This is a genomic window from Aeromonas sp. QDB63 (assembly GCF_027707425.1).
Taxonomy (GTDB): Bacteria; Pseudomonadota; Gammaproteobacteria; order Enterobacterales; family Aeromonadaceae; genus Aeromonas; species Aeromonas caviae.
In genome coordinates this window covers 1-21,722 of record NZ_JAPCIS010000025.1, presented here as the reverse complement: position 1 = coordinate 21,722, position 21,722 = coordinate 1, and the positions used below count along the sequence as shown (strand labels likewise).

Annotated in this window: 18 protein-coding genes; 10 read left to right on the top strand and 8 right to left on the bottom strand. The window is 64.3% G+C overall.

Features of this window, described 5'->3' with window-relative positions; translation table 11 throughout:
• Positions 1–8 precede the first annotated feature (8 nt).
• The 4 genes from PG879_RS14830 to ompA all read left to right on the top strand — a co-directional run bounded on the left by PG879_RS14830 (position 9) and on the right by ompA (position 5,917).
• Positions 9–953: a branched-chain amino acid transaminase gene (locus PG879_RS14830; RefSeq protein WP_039039680.1), complete on the top strand. Its 945-nt coding sequence runs from the start codon at positions 9–11 to the stop codon at positions 951–953.
• A 146-nt stretch (positions 954–1,099) separates the two neighbouring features.
• A complete protein-coding gene (gene ilvD / locus PG879_RS14825; protein ID WP_219596378.1) occupies positions 1,100–2,941 on the top strand; it encodes a dihydroxy-acid dehydratase in 1,842 nt (613 codons plus the stop codon).
• Between the two features lie 64 nt (positions 2,942–3,005).
• Positions 3,006–4,538 (top strand): threonine ammonia-lyase, biosynthetic, encoded by a 1,533-nt coding sequence (ilvA, locus tag PG879_RS14820; RefSeq protein WP_010676083.1) that lies wholly within the window; start codon positions 3,006–3,008, stop codon positions 4,536–4,538.
• Positions 4,539–4,786: 248 nt separating this feature from the next.
• Positions 4,787–5,917, top strand: coding sequence for a porin OmpA (gene ompA / locus PG879_RS14815; protein WP_041211986.1), 1,131 nt, complete (start codon positions 4,787–4,789; stop codon positions 5,915–5,917).
• A gap of 52 nt (positions 5,918–5,969) precedes the next feature.
• Here the strand turns inward: ompA and PG879_RS14810 are convergent, their stop codons facing one another.
• Positions 5,970–6,428 carry an HPP family protein gene (locus PG879_RS14810; RefSeq protein WP_010676081.1) on the bottom strand — a complete coding sequence of 153 codons (459 nt, stop codon included), beginning with the start codon at positions 6,426–6,428 and terminating at the stop codon, positions 5,970–5,972.
• A gap of 87 nt (positions 6,429–6,515) precedes the next feature.
• Between PG879_RS14810 and PG879_RS14805 the strand changes: the two genes are divergently transcribed.
• On the top strand, positions 6,516–7,055 hold the full coding sequence (locus PG879_RS14805) for a TetR/AcrR family transcriptional regulator (RefSeq protein WP_039039676.1): 540 nt from the start codon (positions 6,516–6,518) through the stop codon (positions 7,053–7,055).
• On the opposite strand, the gene priA is transcribed toward PG879_RS14805, so the two are convergent.
• Complete coding sequence (gene priA / locus PG879_RS14800) at positions 7,052–9,259, bottom strand: primosomal protein N' (RefSeq protein ID WP_270830360.1); 2,208 nt, start codon at positions 9,257–9,259, stop codon at positions 7,052–7,054. The genes PG879_RS14805 and priA overlap by 4 nt on opposite strands.
• A gap of 147 nt (positions 9,260–9,406) precedes the next feature.
• Between priA and rpmE the strand changes: the two genes are divergently transcribed.
• The 3 genes from rpmE to PG879_RS14785 all read left to right on the top strand — a co-directional run bounded on the left by rpmE (position 9,407) and on the right by PG879_RS14785 (position 12,608).
• Positions 9,407–9,622 (top strand): 50S ribosomal protein L31, encoded by a 216-nt coding sequence (gene rpmE, locus PG879_RS14795; RefSeq protein WP_010676078.1) that lies wholly within the window; start codon positions 9,407–9,409, stop codon positions 9,620–9,622.
• A 116-nt stretch (positions 9,623–9,738) separates the two neighbouring features.
• Positions 9,739–11,172, top strand: a complete 1,434-nt coding sequence (locus PG879_RS14790; protein WP_010676077.1) for a DUF2867 domain-containing protein — start codon at positions 9,739–9,741, stop codon at positions 11,170–11,172.
• Positions 11,173–11,351: 179 nt separating this feature from the next.
• Positions 11,352–12,608: a malic enzyme-like NAD(P)-binding protein gene (locus PG879_RS14785; RefSeq protein ID WP_270830359.1), complete on the top strand. Its 1,257-nt coding sequence runs from the start codon at positions 11,352–11,354 to the stop codon at positions 12,606–12,608.
• Positions 12,609–12,681: 73 nt separating this feature from the next.
• Here PG879_RS14785 and PG879_RS14780 read toward each other — a convergent pair whose 3' ends face one another.
• The 4 genes from PG879_RS14780 to trmA all read right to left on the bottom strand — a co-directional run bounded on the left by PG879_RS14780 (position 12,682) and on the right by trmA (position 16,582).
• Positions 12,682–12,864 (bottom strand): hypothetical protein, encoded by a 183-nt coding sequence (locus tag PG879_RS14780; protein ID WP_010676075.1) that lies wholly within the window; start codon positions 12,862–12,864, stop codon positions 12,682–12,684.
• A gap of 54 nt (positions 12,865–12,918) precedes the next feature.
• A complete protein-coding gene (gene rstB / locus PG879_RS14775) occupies positions 12,919–14,244 on the bottom strand; it encodes a two-component system sensor histidine kinase RstB (protein WP_048209594.1) in 1,326 nt (441 codons plus the stop codon).
• 231 nt (positions 14,245–14,475) lie between these two features.
• On the bottom strand, positions 14,476–15,183 hold the full coding sequence (gene rstA, locus PG879_RS14770) for a two-component system response regulator RstA (RefSeq protein ID WP_010676073.1): 708 nt from the start codon (positions 15,181–15,183) through the stop codon (positions 14,476–14,478).
• 265 nt (positions 15,184–15,448) lie between these two features.
• Entirely contained in the window at positions 15,449–16,582 is a 1,134-nt protein-coding gene (gene trmA / locus PG879_RS14765; protein ID WP_161469572.1) for a tRNA (uridine(54)-C5)-methyltransferase TrmA, read from the bottom strand.
• 169 nt (positions 16,583–16,751) lie between these two features.
• Between trmA and PG879_RS14760 the strand changes: the two genes are divergently transcribed.
• Entirely contained in the window at positions 16,752–17,873 is a 1,122-nt protein-coding gene (locus PG879_RS14760) for a DUF5610 domain-containing protein (protein WP_042016467.1), read from the top strand.
• Positions 17,874–17,967: 94 nt separating this feature from the next.
• A complete protein-coding gene (locus tag PG879_RS14755; RefSeq protein WP_257706877.1) occupies positions 17,968–18,501 on the top strand; it encodes an ATP--cob(I)alamin adenosyltransferase in 534 nt (177 codons plus the stop codon).
• Positions 18,502–18,655: 154 nt separating this feature from the next.
• On the opposite strand, the gene malZ is transcribed toward PG879_RS14755, so the two are convergent.
• Together malZ and PG879_RS14745 are read right to left on the bottom strand one after the other, a co-directional pair.
• Entirely contained in the window at positions 18,656–20,485 is a 1,830-nt protein-coding gene (malZ, locus tag PG879_RS14750) for a maltodextrin glucosidase (RefSeq protein WP_270830358.1), read from the bottom strand.
• 245 nt (positions 20,486–20,730) lie between these two features.
• The gene (locus PG879_RS14745; protein ID WP_039039670.1) at positions 20,731–21,579 is read right to left on the bottom strand and encodes an HDOD domain-containing protein; all 849 of its coding nucleotides are present in this window, start codon (positions 21,577–21,579) and stop codon (positions 20,731–20,733) included.
• Positions 21,580–21,722 lie beyond the last annotated feature (143 nt).

Sequence of the window (21,722 nt, the reverse complement as noted above, 5' to 3'; positions counted from 1 at the left end):
CCAAGCCAATGTCACAGCCTTCCCAATCCGCCGCCCACCCCCAATACATCTGGTTCAACGGCAAGCTGGTCCCCTGGCAGGATGCCCAGGTGCATGTCATGAGCCATGCCCTGCACTACGGATCCTCGGTGTTCGAGGGGGTGCGGGCCTATGACACTCCCAAGGGGACCTGCATCTTCCGCCTGCAGGAGCACACCCGCCGCCTGTTCGACTCCGCCAAGATCTACTGGATGGACGTCCCCTACAGCGAGTCTGAGGTGAATGAAGCCTGCCGCACCGTGGTGCGCGAGAACGGCCTGAAGAGCGGCTACCTGCGCCCGCTGGCCTTTGTCGGCAACGTGGGGCTGGGGCTGCATCCGCCGCTGGATGCTAAGGCCGACCTCATGGTCGCGGCCCTGCCCTGGGGCGCCTACCTCGGTGAAGAGGGGTTGAAAAATGGAGTGGATGTGTGCGTCACCTCCTGGAACCGACTCGCTCCCAACACCATCCCGACCGGTGCCAAGGCGGGGGGCAACTATCTCTCTTCCCAGCTCATCAGCCGCGAGGCCAAGCGCAACGGCTTCGCCGAGGGGCTGGCGCTGGATGTGAACGGCTATCTGAGCGAAGGGGCGGGGGAGAACCTGTTTCTGGTGAAGAACGGCGTGCTGTTCACCCCGCCCGCCACCGCCGCCATCCTGCCCGGCATCACCCGCGACACCATCATGACGCTGGCGCGCGACTTGGGTTACGAGGTACGCGAGCAGGCGCTGCCCCGTGAGGCGCTGTACGTCGCAGACGAAATCTTCATGACCGGCACCGCCGCCGAGGTGACCCCGGTGCGCTCGGTGGATCGGATGAAGGTGGGCGCCGGTTGCCGTGGCCCGGTGACCGAGCAGTTGCAGAACGCCTTCTTCGGCCTGTTCAACGGCAAGACCGAAGACAAGTGGGGCTGGCTGACGCCGGTCAACGACTGATGAGAGCGGGGAGGCGTCACGCCTCCCCGAGTCGCTTCCGGTGAAGGCTCCCCGAGGTGCCTTCACCAGGATCGATTCCCGATCCGCGAATCACACATTCATGTTGAAAGACAATGCGCCCCAGGGGCATTCAGGGAGTAGAGACAATGCCGAAGTTGAGATCCGCCACCACCACCCACGGACGTAACATGGCCGGGGCCCGCGCCCTCTGGCGTGCCACCGGCATGACCGATCAGGATTTCGGCAAGCCCATCATCGCCGTGGTCAACTCTTTCACCCAGTTCGTGCCGGGCCACGTCCACCTCAAGGATCTGGGCCAACTGGTCGCCCGCGAAATCGAGGCGGCTGGCGGGGTCGCGAAGGAGTTCAACACCATCGCCGTGGATGACGGCATCGCCATGGGCCACGGTGGCATGCTCTATTCCCTGCCGTCCCGGGAGCTCATCGCCGACTCGGTGGAGTACATGGTCAACGCCCACTGCGCCGACGCCATGGTCTGCATCTCCAACTGCGACAAGATCACCCCGGGGATGCTGATGGCTGCCCTGCGCATCAACATCCCGGTGATCTTCGTCTCCGGCGGCCCCATGGAAGCGGGCAAGACCAAGCTCTCCGACCAGATCATCAAGCTGGATCTGGTGGACGCCATGATCCAGGGCGCCGACCCCAAGGTCTCCGATGCACAGAGCGATCAGATCGAGCGCAGCGCCTGCCCCACCTGCGGCTCCTGCTCCGGCATGTTCACCGCCAACTCCATGAACTGCCTGACCGAGGCACTGGGTCTCTCCCAGCCGGGCAACGGCTCCCTGCTGGCGACCCACGCCGATCGTGAGCAACTGTTCAAGCTGGCGGGCCAGCGCATCGTCACTCTGGCCAAGCGCTGGTATGAGCAGGACGATGCCTCGGCACTGCCGCGCAACATCGCCACCAAGGCGGCGTTCGAGAACGCCATGGCGCTCGACATCGCCATGGGCGGCTCCACCAATACCGTGCTGCACCTGCTGGCGGCAGCCCAGGAGGCGGGCGTCGACTTCACCATGGCCGACATCGACCGCATGTCCCGCAAGGTGCCCCAGCTGTGCAAGGTGGCGCCTTCCACCCAGAAGTACCACATGGAAGACGTGCACCGCGCCGGCGGCGTGGTTGCCATCCTGGGTCAGCTGGAAAAAGCGGGCCTGGTGCACGGGGATACCCGCAACGTGCTGGGCACTTCCCTGGTGGAGCTGCTGGCCGAATATGACGTCAGCCGCAGCAATGACAAGGGGGTTCACGACTTCTACCGTGCAGGTCCTGCCGGCATCCGTACCACCAAGGCGTTCAGTCAGGATTGCCGCTGGCCCGAGCTGGATCTGGACCGCGCCGAGGGGTGCATCCGCTCCTTCGAGCACGCCTACAGCCAGGAAGGTGGCCTGGCGGTCCTCGCTGGCAACCTCGCCCTCAACGGGGCCATCGTCAAGACCGCCGGGGTGGACGAGGAGAACCTCACCTTCCGCGGCCCGGCCCGGGTATTCGAGAGCCAGGAGAGCGCGGTGAGCGGCATTCTGGACGGCACGGTGAAAGCCGGTGAAGTGGTGGTGATCCGCTACGAGGGCCCGAAAGGGGGCCCCGGCATGCAGGAGATGCTCTATCCCACCACCTATCTGAAATCCATGGGATTGGGCAAGGCGTGTGCCCTCATCACCGACGGTCGCTTCTCCGGCGGTACCTCGGGTCTCTCCATCGGTCATGTCTCCCCGGAGGCGGCCTCTGGCGGCACTATCGGTCTGGTAGAGGATGGCGACATCATCAACATCGACATCCCGGCCCGCAGCATGGTGCTGGAGGTGGCCGACAGCGTGCTGGCCACCCGTCGCGCCGCCGTCTCTGCCCGTGGCTGGAAGCCGGTCGATCGTCAGCGCGAGGTCTCCTTTGCCCTGCGCGCCTACGCCATGTTCGCCACCAGCGCCGACAAGGGCGCGGTGCGCGATCGCACCCTGCTGGGGGAGTGAGAGAATGAACTGTCATGATATGGGCGCATTGCGCGCCCTTCGCCACGAGACGGGGGTATAAACCATGGTCTCTGCGGCGGATTATCTACGCAAGGTGCTGCTCTCCCCCGTCTACGAGGCGGCGCGGGTCACCCCCTTGCAAACCCTGAAGAAACTCTCCGAGCGGCTCGGCAATCACGTCAGCCTGAAGCGGGAGGATCTGCAACCGGTTCACTCCTTCAAGCTGCGCGGCGCCTACCACAAGATCGCCACCCTGACCCAGGAGCAGAAAGAACGCGGCGTCATCGCCGCCTCTGCCGGCAACCACGCCCAGGGGGTCGCCCTGTCGGCCGCCAAGCTCGGCATCAAGGCGATCATCGTGATGCCCAAGACCACGCCGGACATCAAGATCGACGCGGTGCGCCGTCAGGGCGGCAACGTCATGCTGTTTGGCAACAGCTTCGATGAGGCCTACGGCGAGAGCCGCCGCCTCGCCGAGTTGGAGGGCTACACCCTGATCCCGCCGTTTGACGACGTCGAGGTGATCGCCGGGCAGGGCACCATCGGCAAGGAGCTGCTGGAGCAGGATACCCACCTCACCCACGTCTTCGTGCCGGTGGGCGGCGGCGGCCTGGCCGCCGGGGTGGCGGTCTACATCAAGCAGCTGCTGCCGGATGTGAAGGTGATCGGGGTGGAGGCGGAGGGCTCCGCCTGCCTCAAGGCGGCGCTGGCGGCTGGCGAGCCGGTCAATCTGGACCGGGTCTCCCTGTTTGCGGACGGGGTGGCGGTCAAGCGCATCGGTGAGGAGACCTTCCGCCTGTGCAACCAGTATCTGGACGAGGTGGTGACCGTCTCCAACGACCAGATCTGCGCCGCACTGAAAGACATCTTCGATGACTGCCGCGCCATCGCCGAGCCATCGGGGGCCTTGTCGCTGGCGGGCCTCAAGGCCTACAGCGAGCGGGAGCAGGTGAAAGGGGGGCGGATGGCGGCCATTCTGTCCGGCGCCAACGTCAACTTCCACAGCCTGCGTTACGTGTCGGAGCGCTGCGAGATCGGCGAGAAGCGCGAGGGCATGCTGGCGGTGACCATCCCCGAGCGCAAGGGGGCCTTCCTCGACTTCTGCCGTCAGCTGGGGCCCCGCATGGTGACCGAGTTCAACTACCGCTATGCGGACGCGGAGCAGGCGTCGCTGTTCGTCTCGGTGCGCCTCACCGGCGGTGACGAGGAGCTGGGCCAGATCATCGATCAACTCGGCGGCAACGGTTATCCGGTGGTCAACATGACCGAGAGCGAGCTGGCCAAGAACCACGTGCGCTACATGATTGGCGGCCGCCCGGCCCGGCCCCTCGGTGAACGCCTCTACAGCTTCAAGTTTCCGGAGCAGCCGGGGGCCCTGATGCGCTTCCTGGAGACCCTGGGCTGTCGCTGGAACATCAGCCTGTTCCACTACCGCAACCACGGCGCCGACTATGGACGGGTGCTCTGTGCCTTCGAGCTGCCGGACGAGGACGTGGCCGCTTTCCACGACTACCTGCACGAGATTGGCTACGGCTGGAAAGAGGTGAGCGAGGATCCCGCCTACCGCCTCTTCTTGGCGAGCCAGGGCAGTCAGTGAGCGGGGAGCCATCCCTTTGCCAGATGAAAAACGAAGAGCCCGGCTCTTCGTTTTTTTATGGGCAACGCGCCGGCCCCCATGATTGGGGGCACGGTGGCCGATAATGTCGCCAATATCACACTCCTGAGTCCCTGGTCGTTTGAGGCTGGTTGCAGATGGGATAATCTGAATGCGGGGCTTGGGTTCAGGGCCCCGTCAGGGAAGAGAGACGCAGCCGCGTCATAACAATTCATTGCAGGGGCTCATCCATGAACAGATCTATGCTCGCCGTCCTGATCGGCGCTTTGATGGCAACAGGGACGGTGCAGGCTGCCGCCCAGGACAACACCTGGTATGTCGGCGGCAAGGCCGGCTGGTCAAATTATTACGGGGTGGATTACAACGCTCAGGTCGAAGAGCTGTTCGATGCGACCAAGGTGAACGAGAACAGCGATGATCTCGGTCTGGGGCTGTTTGCCGGTTATCAGGTAAACAGAAACGTGGCGATTGAGCTCGGCTATGACTGGCTCGGCAAGTATCAGGTGGACAAGCACTACTCGGGCAACGGGGTTGATTTCGCACTCGATGGCGAGGCCAAGGCCCAGATGGTGCAGGCCACCATGAAGATCATCCTGCCTGCAACCTCGGCACTGGATATCTACGGTCGTCTCGGGGGGGCCTATGCCTGGACCGAGAGCTCACTCAACGTCAGGGCCAGCGATGGCACCAGCAGCCTCTCCGAATCCCATGAGGGCAACAAATATCATGGTGCCGCCTTTGTCGGGGCGCTGGGGGTCGAATACGCCATCGACAAGGATTGGGCCGCCCGCCTCGAATACCAGTACACCACGCCCCTGGGCAAGACTTCCCTCGACGAGTCAGGCATCGAGATGGACAACGGCCTGCTGTCGGTCGGCATGCTCTATCGCTTCGGCCAGATCGGCGACGAGCCGGTGGCACCAACGCCTGCGCCCGAACCTGCGCCCGCCCCGGCCCCCGTGCTGGTGGAGAAACAGTTCAGCCTGGATTCCGATGTGCTGTTCGAGTTCAACAAGGCGACCCTGAAGCCAGCCGCCAGCCAGGCCCTCGACAACCTGTTTGCCCAGATCCTGGCGGCCAATCCGAAAGACGGGGTGGCGACGGTGATCGGTCATACCGACCGCATCGGCTCGGAGGCCTACAACCAGTCCCTCTCCGAACAGCGTGCCCGCACGGTGGCGGATTATCTCATCGCCAAGGGATTGTTTGCCGACAAGGTGCGTGCCGAAGGGCGGGGAGAGTCTTCGCCCGTGACCGGGGGCAGCTGCCCGGATGGCGCCAAGGCGCAGATGATCGCCTGCCTGGCCCCGGATCGCCGGGTCGAGGTGCGCCTGACCGGGGTCTCCCAGGTCGCCGAATAAGCCATCTTTGCCTTGCTATTAAACAACGAGGGGGCCAAGGCCCCCTCGTTGTTTATGTGGGTGTGAGCCGTGACGTTTGCAGCCGCCTGGCGCAATGACTCACCATGATCAGCAGCAAGGCGCCGGGTAGCACTGTTTGCCAGAGGAAAGGCCAGGACTGGGTGGTGAGCAGGATCAACAGTGGATTGGCTCCGGCAGGGGGGTGGATCAGCCCCAGTCCCTGCATGAGTGCAATGGACAGGCCCACACCCAGCGCCAGCTTGAGTTCCATCGGTAGCGGTAGCAATTGCACCACCAACCCCACGGTGGCCGATAACAGGTGGCCTCCCAGCACGTTCTGCGGACGGGCCAGCGGACTGTCCGGCAGGGAGAAGAGCAGCACACAGCTTGCCCCGAACGGTGCCATCAACAGGGTCGACTGCCAGCTCATGTCCAGCCAGCCGAGCAACATTATGGCCAGGCAGGCACCGAGCCCTGCCAGCCAGGCACTTCGCCATCGTCTTGTTTCCATCTCCTGTCTCCTTGTCTGTGCCGGATCACTTGATCCAGCCTGCGACATTAGGTAGACAGATCGGTGTACTTCAAGAGGAAAGTCACCATGAGCGACAAACGGCAACAGCTGATGACGACAGCCTATCGGCTGTTCAATCGTCACGGCTTTCACGCCACAGGCATCGATCGCATCTGGGCCGAGGCGGGCAGTACCAAACGTACCCTCTATCGCCACTTCCCCACCAAGGATGCCTTGATCGAAGCCGTGCTCATGGCGCGGGATGCGGAGTTCTTTGCCCTGCTCGATGCCAGGATGGATGGGGTGTCGGGGCGGGAGGCCAGGTTGCTGGCGCTGCTCGATGGCTTTGCGGACTGGTTTGGTCGCAGTGACTTCTACGGCTGCAACTTCATCAACGCGAGCGCCGAGTTCTCCGATCCTCGCCATCCGGTGCGCAAGCTGGTGGTGGCCCACAAGCGGGCGTTGCTGAACTGGGTCAGGGAGGCCCTCGAATGCACCGAGGTGCAGGCCACCGGATTATGCCTGCTGCTGGAAGGGGCCGTGGTGATGGCCCACAGCTATCAGCAGCCCCTGGCTTTGGAACAGGCCAGGGTGTTGGCGGAGGCCGTGCTGGCAGAGCCGCGCTAGTTCAGTTCCGTGGGGTCGATATCCAGACTCCAGCGCACCCGCTTGGTCTCGGGCCACCCCTCCAGCTCCTTCACTGCCCAGTCGAGCAACTGGGCCAGCGGTGCCCGGCTGGGCCCCTGCACCAGTAGCTGCATGCGAAACTTGCCCGCCTTGCGCTCCATGAAGCCGCTGATGGGCCCCAGCACCTGCACCTGGGGATAGCGGGCGCTGCGCAGGGTATCGGCGAGGCGACTGAGGAACAGCTGTACCTCGTCGCGGCCGTTGGCCTCGGCCCGGAACAGTCCCTGATGGCTGAACGGTGGCAGCCCCAGCAGGCGGCGCTCTTTCAGCGCCGTGTCGGCGAAGTGGCCATAGCCGTTCTGGGTCAGATCCTGCAGCAGGGCGTGTTCGGGATGGTGGCTCTGCAGCACCACCAGCCCCGGTTTGCTGGCGCGACCAGCCCGGCCCGCCACCTGGGTGTAGAGCTGGGCCAGCTTCTCGGCAGCCCGAAAATCGGCACTGAATAGCGCACCATCCACATCCAGCAGCCCTACCAGAGTCACATCCGGGAAGTGGTGGCCCTTGGCCAGCATCTGGGTGCCGATCAGGATCTTGTACTTGCCCGCTTTGATGTCGCCGAGGTGGGTTTCGAGCTCCCCTTTGCGCCGGGTGTTGTCCCGGTCGATGCGCACCACCGGATATTGGGGGAACACGGTGCCGAGCAGCTGCTCCAGCTGTTCGGTGCCGACCCCGGAGCCGATGAGCTCGTTGCTGCCACACTCGGGGCAGTGATGGGGCAACGGGCGCACGCTGTCGCAGTGGTGGCAGTGCAGCCGTCGCCCGGCCTGATGCCAGGTATACCAGGCGTCACAGCGCTCGCAGGCGGCACTCCAGCCGCACTGGTGGCAAATCAGAGCCGGGGCATAGCCACGGCGGTTGAGAAACAGCATTACCTGGTTGCCTGCAGCCAGGTGCTCGGCCATCAGCTGCTCCAGCTGGGGGGATAGCCCGGCCTGCAGCCGCACGTTCTTGATGTCCAGGATCACCTGGCGAGCGGTCTGGGCGTTGCCGGCGCGGCGAGTGAGAGTGAGGTGGTGATACTTGCCGCTGCGGGCGTTGTGCAATGTCTCCAGCGACGGGGTGGCAGATCCAAGCAGGATGGGAATGCCGGCGCGATGGGCCCGCATCACCGCCAGATCCCGCGCGTGGTAGCGAAAGCCGTCCTGTTGCTTGAAGGAGCCGTCGTGCTCCTCGTCGATGATGATGATGCCGAGGTTCTTGAACGGCGTGAACACCGCGGATCGGGTGCCGATCAGAATGGCGGCACCACCGTCGCGGCAGGCGAGCCAGGCATCGAGCCGCTCCCGGTCGTTCATGGCGGAGTTCATCGCCACCACGGGCACGTTGAAGCGGCGGCGAAAGCGGTTGATGGTCTGGGGGGTGAGGCCGATTTCCGGCACCATCACCAGCGCCTGCTTGCCCGCCTTGAGCAGGGGCTCGAGGATGCTGAGGTAAACCTCGGTCTTGCCGGAGCCCGTGATGCCGTCCAGCAGGAAGGCACCGAACTTGTTGCTCTGGCTGGTGACGGCGGCCACCGCCAGCGCCTGCTCGCCGTTGAGGCGCAGCCCCTCACCCGGCTCGAAGCGGGTGGCCCAGTCGCCATCATGGCTCGGCTCCAGCGAGCGCTTCTCCAGCAGTCCCTTCTTCTCCAGCGCGGTGAGGGCCGCGCTCTGGATCTCCTCCTGTTTGAGGGCGGAGGGGGTCTGCGGCCCCTTGCGCAGCAAGGCGAGGGCCTGCTGCTGCTTGGCCGCCCGCTTGAGCTCGTTGAGGTCGATGGCCATGCCCGCATCGGTAGCAAACCAGAACTCCAGCTCCCGATAGGCGGCGGGCTCCCCCTTGCGCACCAGCACAGGCAGGGCGTGGGGCAGTACCTCCCCCAGCGGGTGCTGGTAGTAACCGGCGCTCCAGGCCATCAGCGCCAGAATGTCGGGCCCCAGCACGGGGGCGCTGTCGAGCACCCTCTTCAAGGGTTTTAATTTGTTGCGGGGGACCTGGCTCTCGGTCGGGTGATCCACCACCAGACCAACCAGGGTCTGCGGGCCGAACGGGATCTCGACCCGGCAACCGGGGGCAGGCAAGGGCAGGGGAGAGAGATAGTCGAAATGACGGCGTAACGGCACCGGCACAGCCACACGAACCAGATCCAGCGTTTGGGAAGAATTCACCAGGGGTTGCCTATTTTTTCTGCGAAGCCACTTGCCTGATCTCAGGCGTTTCCTATATTATTCGCAGCCTTTGAAACTGTGTTCAACAATCGTGTGGTGTCCGACAAGAGATCGGATGGCGACACGGCCTGATAATTGAGGTTGTCCATGAAAGCTGGTATCCATCCTGACTACGTAGCCATCACCGCCAAGTGCTCTTGCGGTAACGTCATCAACACCTTCTCTACCATCGGTAAAGATCTGAACCTGGACGTGTGCTCCGAGTGCCACCCGTTCTACACCGGCAAGCAGAAAGAAGTTTCTAGCGGCGGCCGCGTAGACAAGTTCAACAAGCGTTTCGGTGGCTTGACCTCCAAGAAGTAATCTTGCTTCTGAAGAATTCTGAAAAAGGCGCCCATCGGGTGCCTTTTTTATTGGCCGCCATTCTGTAATTCACCGCTTTGCCCTATGGTGTTGGCTCAACCAAGGGAGAAGAGCCGATGCGCACATGTCTGGTGATGGGAGCTGCCGGGTACATAGGATCCTACCTGGTGCCTCATCTGCAGGGTCTGGGGTACAGGGTCATCGCCGGGGCCCGTCGTCCCTGCCGTCTGCCGGAGGGGGTGGCGTTTCGCCTCGCCGACAGCCTCAAGCCTGCCACCCTGCCCCCTGCGCTGGCGGGGGTCGACACCGTCTTCTATCTGGTACACGCCATGGGGGCGGGGGCCGGTTTTCACCGGCTGGAGCAGCAGGGAGTGAAGAACTTCGCCGCCGCCGCCCGTGCCGCCGGGGTGCGCCGCATCGTCTATCTCGGGGCCATCCAGCCCGAGCCCTGCAACAGTCGCCACCTCAACTCCCGGCGCTACTGTGGGGAGCTGTTTCGCAGCGCAGGGGTGCCCACGGTAGAGCTGCGTGCCGGCATCATCATAGGCCCCGGCTCGGCGGCGTTCGAGGTGATGCGGGATCTGGTGTACAACCTGCCCATGATGGTGACGCCCAAGTGGGTGCGTTCCCGCACGCCCCCCATCGCCCTCTCCAACCTCTTGCACTATCTGGGCGGGCTGGTGGAAGCCGACGGGGTGGATGGCCAGATCTTCAATGCGGCCGGCCCCGAGCTGCTCAGCTACCAGCAGCAGCTCCAGAAGTTCGCCGCCCACATCGGCAAACGCTGCCCCATCATTCCGATCCCCTTTTTGAGCCCCCGGCTCTCCGCCTGGTGGCTGCAGTTCGCCACCTCGGTTCCCCAGCCCATCGCCAAGGCGCTGGTGGGGGGGCTCAAGCACGACATCCCGGCGGATGATGGCCCCTTGCGCGCCCTGTTGCCCCAGCATCTGCTCAGCTTCGACGAGGCGCTGGCGGAGAGCCTGGCGCTGGAGCAGAGGCTCGGTGCCGAGCAGCACGGGGAGGAGACGCCCCTTGGTCTGCGCTGGCGCCATCCCGAATATGGCTTCTACGACCGCACCGCCAGCGGGGAGGCGGATTGCCTCGCCGCCCCCGAGGTGGTGTGGCAGGTGTTGCAGCAGCTGGGGGGTGAGCAGCGCTACTTCTACATGAACGAGCTGTGGGTGGTGCGCGAATGGATGGATCACCTGATCGGCGGCCCGGCCCGGACCCGGGGGCGCACCAACCCGGATCGCTTCGTGAAGGGGGACATGCTGGACTCCTGGCAGATCCTCGGGGTGGATGAAGGACGCAGGCTGGATCTGCTGTTCAACATGAAGGCCCCCGGCGTCGGTCGGCTGGAGTTCAACATTCAGCCCCTGGAGTCCGGCCTGACCCGGCTGCGGGTGACGGCCCACTGGCATCCGCAGGGGGCCTGGGGGCTGGCCTACTGGCTCGCCATGCTGCCGTTCCACCTCTTCATCTTCCAGGGGATGACGGAGGCCATCGCCCGGCAGGCAGAGGCAAAAGCCGGCATTCCAGTCATGGATTGAAATCGAATCTATAACTAATTGGGTAATTATGGGTGGCATGACATGCTACTGACTAGCGTGTCATTGCTATCCAGCGATATTTTATGCTGTGAAAGGGCGGGGGATTTCTTTATGATCCTCAGCCCTCGCCCGCTGGCGAGCCAACGCATCACTCATTCATTTCCGTATCGGGGTCCCCCATGTCCGATCAGCAGCACGATCTCCGCCAACAGGCACTCGACTACCACGCCCAACCCGTTCCGGGCAAAATCGCCATCGCCCTCACCAAGCCCGCCGAGACCGCTCGCGATCTGGCGCTAGCCTACAGCCCGGGCGTTGCCGAACCGGTACGCGAGATCGCCGCCAATCCGGCCGATGCCTACCGCTACACCGGCAAGGGCAACCTGGTGGCCGTCATCTCCAACGGCACCGCCATTCTGGGGCTGGGCAATCTGGGCCCGCTGGCCTCCAAGCCGGTGATGGAGGGCAAGGCCCTGCTGTTCAAGCGCTTTGCCGGCATCGACGCCATCGACATCGAGGTGAAGCACGAGACCCGCGCCCAGTTCATCGATACGGTGGCCGCCATCGCCGACACCTTCGGCGGCATCAACCTGGAAGACATCAAGGCCCCCGAGTGCTTCGAGATTGAAGAGGCGCTGATCGCCCGCTGCGACATCCCGGTGTTCCACGATGACCAGCACGGTACCGCCATCGTCACCGCCGCCGGGCTGCTCAACGCGCTGGAAGTGCAGGGCAAGGAGATTGGCACCAGCCGCATCGTCTGCATGGGCGCCGGTGCCGCCGCCACCGCCTGCATGGATCTGCTGATCAAGTGCGGGGCTGCGCCGCACAACATCTTCATGCTGGACCGCCAGGGTGTGATCCACAGTGGCCGCACCGATCTCAACCAGTACAAGCAGCGTTTCGCCAACGACACCCCCCTGCGTACCCTGATGGATGTCATCGACGGGGCTGACGTCTTCGTCGGCGTCTCCGGCCCGGACGTACTGCCCGCCGAGGCGGTGGCCCTGATGGCCCCCAACCCGGTGATCTTCGCCTGCTCCAACCCGGACCCCGAGATCAAGCCTGCCCTGGCTCACGGAGTGCGCGGGGATCTCATCATGGGTACCGGCCGCTCGGACTACCCGAACCAGATCAACAACGTGCTCTGCTTCCCCTTCATCTTCCGCGGCGCCCTCGACGCCCGTGCCAGCCGCATCAACGATGCCATGAAGATCGCGGCAGTGGAGGCGATCCGTGCTCTGGCCAAGGAGCCGGTGCCCGCCGAGGTGCTGACCGCCGCTGGCGTGAGTGAACTCGCCTTCGGCAAGGATTACGTCATTCCCAAGCCCATGGACGCCCGCCTGCTGCCGCGGGTTGCCCGTGCCGTGGCACTGGCGGCGGTTGCCTCCGGGGTGGCCCGCATCGAACTGCCAGGGGATTACATGCTGGGTTGAGTCACGGCAAGCGCGTAAAAAACAGAAGGGGCCCCCTGTCGGGGGCCCCTTTTTCATGGCGGAAGCGGGCGGCTTACTTGGTCTTGGGGGCAACCTTGACGGCCGGCGCCTTGGCGTGGGCAGCCTTGTGATGCTTTTTCACGACCTTGGTCTGGGTGGCGTGGGGAGCGGCGGCCTTGGTCGGGGTGGCGGCCATGGTGAAGCCGGAGGTCAGGGCGAAGACAGCGGCCAGAGTCAGGGGGATCAGCTTGTTCATATTCCAGTTCCTCGTTCGGTTTGATGACATGGAGCGTTTCTCCATGACTTCATCCTAGGGCTGTTCGACCTGCGGTTCAGTGAGCGACTGGTGACGGTTTGTATCCAAATGTACGGGCAGGGTCAGGCAGAAACGGGCACCGCTGCTGCTTGGCAGCAGTTGCACCTCGCCGCCGTGGTGGTGGGCGATGCTGCGCACGATGGCCAGCCCCAGCCCGGCGCCGCCGGTGCGTCTGTCCCGGCTCTGATCCAGGCGCACGAAGGGCTCGAAGATTTGCGGGGCCAGCGCGGGATCGATGCCGGGGCCATCGTCGGCGACCTCCAGCAGATAGTCGTCCCCCTGTCGCGCTATGCAGAGGCTTGCCTGGCTGGTGGCATGGCGCAGGGCGTTGCCGATGAGGTTTTCCAGCGCCCGGTCCAGCAATCGGGTGTCGCCGCGCCAGGGCAGAGCCATGGCCGGGCGCACGAAGTCGAGCCGCTTGTCCGGTCGCAGGGCCTGCCAGTCGGCCAGGCGGCTGCCGGCCCAACTGCCGAGCTCCAGATCGCTGCATTGCAGCGGCAGTTCGGGGCGATCGAGCCTGGCATAGGTCAGCATCTCCTCGATGAGGGCATCGAGGGCGCCGAGGTCCCGCTCCAGTCCCTGCTGCTCCTCGGGTGAGGGAGGCTCGGCCAGCATGGCGAGGCGATAGCGCAGCCGCACCAGGGGGGAGCGCAGCTCGTGGGCGATGGCGTCGGTCAACTGCTTGCGACTGGCCAGCATGGCCTGCAACTGCTCCGCCATCTGGTCGAAGGTGCGGCCGACCCGGCCCAGGCTGCTGCCGGGCGGCAAACCGGTGCGACAGGAGAGATCCCCGTCGCCGACCCGGCGGGCGGTCTGTTCGAGCTGTTGCAGGCCGCGCCAGTGGGGGCGCAGCCAGAGCAGGATGGGCAGGCCGAGGGAAAGGCCGATGAGCAGCAGCAGCCCCACGTCCACCCAGTGCAGCTCGTGCAGGTAGGAGAGGTAGGGGACGGGGCCGACGATCAGCACCTTGTCGGTGTTCGGGATGCGCTGCAGGAAGGTGTCATCCTCCTCGACGATGACGATGTTGCCCGCCTCGAGGAAGGCCTGATCCTCGCTGGCCAGGGGCTGGTTGGCGAGGACGCCGATCTGCAGCGGCAGATTGAGCTGGCGGCTCTGCTCGCCGGTGCGGGTAGCCCAGTGTTCCGGCGGCAGCCGGGCCAGCTCGCCAGTGAGCAGGCCGAGGGAGCCTTGCATCATCCGCTCCAGATAACGGTCCCCCGCCCGCTCTGCACTGACCTGATAGACCAGCCCGATGAGCAGAATGGCGAGAGTGAAGCAGCCTATCAGCAGCAGATAGAACTGGATAAACAGGCGTCGCATCGGGGCTCTCCTCTTGCCTGGATTGCGTCTGGGCATTGCCTTGTTGCCCCTCATCCCCAACCCTTCTCCCGCAAGGGGAGAAGGGCGCTGAGAGCATCAAGGTCATTCGGCGGGGCTTATTCCCAGGCCTGGGGCACCAGCAGGTAACCTTCCTGGCGCACCGTCTTGATCCAGATCGAGTTGTTGCTGTCATTCCCAGGCTTCTGGTGTGCAGGCGTGTGAGACACCAGCTCATTCCCAAGCCTGGGGTACGAGTAGATAACCCTTCTGGCGCACCGTCTTGATGCGGGTCGGGTTGTTGCTGTCATCCCCGAGCCGGCGGCGCAGACGGGAGATGGCCACGTCCATGCTGCGATCCTGGCCATCGTAGTCGCGCCCCCGCAGGCTGCGAAACAGCGCCTCCCGCCCCAGGATCTGGCCGGCGTGGCAGGCCAGCTCCCACAGGAGGTCGAAATCGGCGGTGGAGAGGGGAATGCTCTCCCCATCGAGGCGCACGTCCCGACCCGGGCCGTCTATCTGGAGGCGGCCGAACTGCAGGCGCTGGGGCGGGGCGGCGGGGACCACGGCCTGCTGGCTCTGCCCCTGCTGGCGAAACTGGACTCGCAGCCGGGCCAGCAGCACCGGGGGGGGCGTGGTCTTGAGGATGTAGTCGTTGGCCCCCAGCTCCAGGCTCAGGATCTGGTTCATGTCGCTGTCGAGCGAAGTGAGCATGACGATGGGGCCGGCAAAGCGCGGGCGCAGATCCCGGCACAGGGAGAGGCCATCCTGCCCCGGCAGCATGATGTCGAGCAGCACCAGATCCGGCTGCTCGGCCAGGGCCCTGTCGAGTGCCCGGTCACCCCGGGTCTCCAGCAGCACCTCGATGTCGTGGCGACCGAGCCAGCTGCTAATGAGCTGGCCTATCTCGGGATCGTCTTCAACAAACAGAACGCGTGGCATGGTGGCGTGATTCCCCGGTCATGGCGTGAGTGGGCGTGTCGCCAGCATAACGGCTGCGTCCGCGCTCTGCACCGGGATAACTAATCAATGCGGGGGTTTTTGCCCCTTCTCCCGGGGGAGAAGGGGGGACAGGATGAATCGGTTGGTATCGGGCCGCCCCCACTTGTCCCGTGGCGGGTCGGGGCGGCGCGATGAGGCAGGATCCGTGCCCTTCAGTGGCCATAGCGGCCCCGGCTGCCATGGAGCAGCCGGGGAACCGCCCGGATCAGCCGCCCTTGCGCTTCAGGTACACCCCGGCTTCCATGTGGTGGGTCCAGGGGAACTGGTCGAACAGGGCGAAGCGGGCGATCTCGTGGGTTTCACCGAGCACGGCCATGTTGGCCTGCAGGGTCTCGGGGTTGCAGGAGATGTAGAGGATGTTGTCGTAATCCTGCACCAGCTTGACGGTGGCGTCGTCGAGACCGGCCCGGGGCGGGTCGACGAAGATGGTGTTGCACTGGTAGGCGCCGAGATCGACCCCCTTGAGGCGGTTGAACTCCCGCTCACCGCGCATCGCCATGGTGAACTCCTCCGCCGACATGCGCAGGATGATCAGGTTGTCGACACCGTTGGCGGCGATGTTGAACTGGGCGGAGTCCACGCTCGGCTTGGCGATCTCGGTGGCCAGCACCTTGCGAAAGTTCTGCGCCAGAGCGATGGAGAAGTTGCCGTTGCCGCAGTAGAGCTCCAGCAGGTCCCCCTCGCTCTCTTTGGTCACGTCCAGGGCCCAGCCCAGCATCTGCTCGTTGATGGCGGCGTTGGGCTGGGTGAAGCTGTTTTCCACCTGTTTGTAGACCAGCTCGCGCCCCTGCACGGTCAGGCGTTCGATGACGAAGTCATCCCCGAGGCAGATCTTCTGCTTGTGGGCGCGGCCAATCAGTTGCAGCTCGAACCCCTTGGCACGCAGGTCGGCCTGCAGCGCCTCGGCGGCCTGCTGCCACTCGGCTTCCAGCTTGCGGTGGTAGAGCAGGCTGACGCAGATCTGGCCGGACTGGGTGGAGAGGTAGTCGATCTGGAACAGCTTCTTGCGCAGCACGGGGTGCGGGCGAAGCCCGGCCAGCAGCACCGGCATCAGCCGGTTGATGAGCAGGCTGGCGGTGGGGAAGCTGTCGACCCGGATGATCTCCTTGGTGGCCGGTGCATACATGCAGTGGAAGAGGTCATCCCCCTCGTGCCAGATGCGGAACTCGGCGCGCATCCGGTAGTGCTCGGCGGGGGAGGCGTGCAACTCCAGCGCGGGCGGATTGAAGGGGGCGAACAGCTGGGTGAGGCGATCGCGCTTCTCGTCGAGCTGGGCCTGGTAGTCGGCAGGAGTCCGTCTGCCCTGGGCGTCGGCGGAAGAGGGCTGGGATTGAGTCATGGATACCTCGCATGCACCGGGCTGAGCCGGGGAAAGACCGGGGGAAGGCCGCAGCCAACCAAAGGGTGGGGATTTTAAAAGGCCGTTGCGGATTGTCCAAGTTTTTTGTGGTCAAGAAGTGGCCAGTCGGGCCGATAACCGATCCACCACTATAGGCGGGAGAGTAATGATGCAAATTGATGGCATGGGCGCAGCCCAACCCAAGGGAGTGGGCATTGCTCCCAAATCGCCTCAACAGACGGAGTCGAAGACGGCGGACAAGGGGGATGAGGTCTCCCTGAACAAGCCCCCGAAATGGGCCCAGGTGCTGATCCAGCAGGCGCTGCAATTTGCGCTGGAGATCAACGGCCAGGGCTACAAGGCACCCAAGGTGCAGGAGCCCCAGGAGGTTACTCCGGAGACCCTGTTCGATTTCCAGTCGGTGGCGGACAACGTGTTGCAGTTCGTCACCGGGCGGATAGGCGCGGCCCGTGCCGACGGCAAGTCCGACGACGACCTGACCAAGATGATGGAGCAGGCCCGCAAGGGGGTGGACAAGGGCTTCGGTGACGCCAGGAAGCAGCTCGGTGACTGGGCGGACAACGAGGACATCAAGACCGGCATGGATCAGAGCTACAAGCTGATCCAGAAGGGGCTCGATGAGTTCGAGAAGGAGTTCTTCGGCAAGGTGTCGACCACGGATCTGGGGGATGCCAGGATGGCCAGCCGCCAGCAGGCCCTCCTCGAGATCGAGACCCGGGACGGGGACAAGGTGATGCTGCGCTTCAGCGACAGCTGGCAGTTCAAGTCCCAGAGCGATGGGGGTGGCAGCCAGTTCAGCCTCAAGTCGAGCCAGAGCTTCGACTTCTCCCTGGAGGGGGATCTCGACAGTGCCGAGATGGATGCCATCGGCACCCTGGTCAAGGGGCTGGACGAGCTGGCCGGGCAGTTCTTCAAGGGGGGCGACGGCAAGACCCTGGCGGACGGGCTGAACGGGCTGCAACTGGATGACAGCCAGCTGGTCTCCTACTCCCTCAAGCTCAAGCAATCGGCCAAGTTGAGTCAGACCTACCAGGGGGCCAGTTCCCTGCAGGAGAGCCTCAAGCCCCTGGCGGACTACCTGCCGAGGCTCAGCCGGTTGCAGCAGCAGGCCGACGCCCTGCTGCCCCCTTCCCAGCAGGAGGCGCTGACACCCACCGTGCTGGCGGCGCGGGGTCAGGACGGGGCGACCCAGGGGGCAGGCTTCATGGGCTTCAACCAGCGGATGCTGGAAGCCATGCGACTGCTTGGCCAGCAGATGGCGACCGGCTAGTCTGGCGACGCCCCCGTGATGCTGGCGGGGGCGGGGTGTTTGCCAGCCCGTCCCCGGGCTGGCACACTGCCCTTTTCCCCAGCCCGGCGATGCCATGAACCCCAAGAAGCCAAGAGACAAGCGCGAGCTCTGCTACCCCTTCATCTTCGAAACCCAGTTCCAGTGCGACTACGAGATCGCCACCGACGAGCTCTGCTGCCAGGTGGGGGCCGTGCTCTCTCATCTGATACCGGATGAGGATACCCAGCCCGTGATGGCGGATCTGGCGATCCTGCAGCGGCTCATCTACAACCTCAACGGCTCGGTGCGGGGACGGCTCGGCATCTTCGAGGAGGATCTGGACTGGCTGAAGGGGCGGTACGATCACTACAACGAGGCGAGTCGCGGCCGGGTGACCGGCTTCGTGCTGCCCCAGGGGCCCCAGCCCATTCCCACCCTGCACCTGTGCCGCTGTGGCAGCAAGAAGGTGGTGCGCCTGCTGGTGCGCCTGGAAGAGAGCGGCGTGCGCTTCGATCCCATCCTCTATCGCTTCGCCAATCTGCTGGCCAACTTCTTCTTCGTGCTCACCGTCTACCTCAAGCAGGCGTGGGATGTGACCGAAGTCCCCTATGTCAGCATCAACTACTGATGAAGAGATGATGTTTGATGCATTCGTCGCATCACACATGGCGGCGTAGGGCTATCGGATCGAAAAACAGCGATGAGGCAGCATCCGTCACTTCGGGGGATGCAGGCATAAAAAAACCGGCGCCCCGAGCGCCGGTTTTCTATTGCCGCTATCCCTAGCTCGACAGCAGTACCCTGGCGGAGTTGGCCGGGATGGTGAGCTGCACCTCCCCCTGCACCACCTCGAACTTGTCGCCGTTGAAGGCGTCGGTGAAGCGGCTGGCGGGACTGGCGGTCTGCCACAGGGGCAGGCTGATGGTGCGCGGCTCCGTGGGGTGGCGGTTGCAGGCGACCACCACCTGATCGCTTTGCAGGGTACGGGCGAACACATAGCTGTGAGGGCCGGCGTAGAGGGTCTGGATGTCTCCCCGACGCAGGGCCGGGCGCTGGCGGCGCAGCTGGATCAGGCGGCGATAGTGGTCGTGCAGCACGTGATCCCAGTCGGTGGTATCCCAGGGGAAGCAGCGGCGGCAGTCCGGGTCGTTGCCGCCGGAGAGCCCCACCTCGTCGCCGTAGTAGACGGAGGGCACGCCGATGTAGGTGATGAGCAGGGTGGCGGCGAGTCGCATCCGCTGCTTGTCTTCCCCCAGCAGATGCAGGAAGCGGGCGGTGTCGTGGCTGTCCAGCAGGTTGAACTGGGCCAGCTGGTTCTTGAACGGAATATGGGCCCGCGCCAGCTTGAGCCAGTGATCCAGCTCGGTGGCGCTGATCTTGATGGGATGATAGGCGATGTCCTGCCCCGCCAGGAAGGCGCGGATGGGGTGGGCGAAGCCGTAGTAGTTCATGGCGCCGTCCTCCTGATCCCCCTGCAGCCACTGGCTCGCTTCGAAGAAGTGCTCGCCCAGCACGTAGGCGTCCGGATTCTCCTGCTTCACCGCACCGCGAATGGCGCGCACATGGCCGCGATTGCCCTCGGCAGTGCCCCGCTCCCCCAGCATGTGGATGACGTCAAAGCGCCAGCCATCGATCTGGTAGGGGGCGCGCATCCAGTAGCGCAGAATGGCGTTGTCTGCCCGATAAACGGCGTCCTGCACCTGTTCACTTGAGAAATCCAGCTTGGGAAGGCTGCGGATCCCTTTCCAGCTAACATAATCCCCTTCCTGATCGAAGGTGTAGAAGCTGCGCCAGGGGGAGTTCGGGTTGCTCTGGGCGCCCAGCGGCGGGCAGAACCAGGGGTGCTCGGTGGAGGTGTGGTTGACCACCGCATCCAGGATGATCCTCATGCCGCGCTGGTGCAGGTTGCGGGTCAGCTCGGCAAACTGGGCATTGGTACCGAGGTGCGCATCCACCTTGAAGTAGTCCTGGGTGTCGTACTTGTGGTTGCTCGGCGAATCGAAGATGGGGTTGAGGTAGAGCGCCGTCACCCCCAGGGATTGCAGGTAGTGCAGCTTGGCGTCGATGCCCGCCAGATCCCCGCCGTAGAATTCACAGGCGCCGTGCCCCTCTTCGTGGCGGCTGACCGGCTCGCCCCAGGCCTTGCTGATGACCGCCTTGCCCCTGTACTCGTACTCGTGATGCTTGACGCTCAGCGACGGGTCGCCGTTGCAGAAGCGGTCGGGGAAGATCTGGTAGAACACCTGATCCTGCACCCAGGCCGGGGGCTGGTGATGGCTGTTGAAGCGGAAATGCTGCTCCCGCGGCGGCATGGCGGCGCTGACGCCTGCCCCGTGCAGCCACCACTGCTCCTCGTCGGTGAGGCACTTGAAGCAGTAGAGGTGGATCTCCTGCCCTCTGGCCAGCGGCAGTTCGACCTGCCAGATCTGAAGCCTGTCCCGGGTGGTGACCGGCGTCATGGCGACCAGATACTCCTCGTTGTCCGGCTCGTGGCGCAGCCACACCTCGCGGATGGGGGCGTCCAGCTCGCTGAACAGGGTGAGCTGCAGGGTGTCGGCACTCTCTTTGAACCAGGGTGCCGCCTGGGGGTGAAACAGGAAGGGATGGGTCATGGTATCTACTGTGTCAGAGAGGCTCAGGAGTGGGGGATGGGCGCAGGCCATCTTATCCCGTCCATGGGCGTGTGTATGTGACGACCGGCCAGAATGAGACGGTGCTTCCGGCTTGGCTGGGCGGTCTGCCGTGACGCTATTGGGTCAGCAAATCGGCAAGGGCGTTGCCCTGTTCGTGCAGCTGTTCGAGCTGATCCGCCAGAATGAGACGGGGATCCGGCTCCTGCTGATCGGCCGTCGTACATCTACTGGGTCAGCAAATCGGCCAGGGCGTTGCCCTGCTCGTGGAGCTGCTCCAGCTGATCCGCCAGGCTGGCGGGATCCAGCCCCAGCTGGTCAGCCAGGGTTCTGGGGAAACGGGCGATGATGGCCTGTGCCGGTACGCCGGCCTGCCAGGCGAAGGAGACGAAGACGGCGAGCCGGATGAGCACGGCCTCCTTGCTGACCGGATCGTGGGAGAGGGGGTCGAGCTGCTGGGCGATGGCATCCACGAAGGCGGGCGACAGGTTCCAGCGCCGCGCCAGCTCTGCGCCGAGCTGGGCATAGTCGTAACCCAGCATCTCCCGCTGGGCATCGACCCGGCTGCTGCCTTTCTCGATGGCCAGATTGATGAGCCCCGCCTCTTCCGGCAGGGTGCTCTGGATCAGCAGCTCGCCGATGTTGTGAATGAGGGCGCAGGTGAAGGCGGTCTCGGGATCCACCGAGGTGGTCTGCTGTGCCAGGGTGCGGGCAATGGTGGCGACCTGGAAGGTCTGGGTCCAGAAGTGGAGCTTGTCAAAGCCGGGAGGGGCCTTGAAGCTGCTGATGATGCCGGAGGCGACCACCACGGAGCGCAGGCGGTTGAAACCGAGGCGGATCACCGCCTGTTCGATGGAGGTGATTTCATTGCCACGGCGCAGGGCGGCGGAGTTGGCCATCCGCAGTACCTTGACGCTGATCACCTGGTCCATGGCGATCTTGGCCGCGATCTCGTCGATGCGGGCATTCTCGTCGTTGAAACTCTGCATCAGCTCGTGCAGCAGTTTCGGAATTGTGGGCAGTTGCTTGATCTTGCCAAACAGGCGATCCATCGACATGGCTGAGGCAGCCTCCATTGCTAACAATGCCTCATATTGTGCCACAGCCTGGCCAGTTGTTCCTGCTGGCGAGCGGTTTTGTGAGCCCTAGGCTGTGTTCTTAAAGTGATGAAGATATAATCTCACATCTTCTCAACAGCTTAAGATCCATTCCGTGTCCC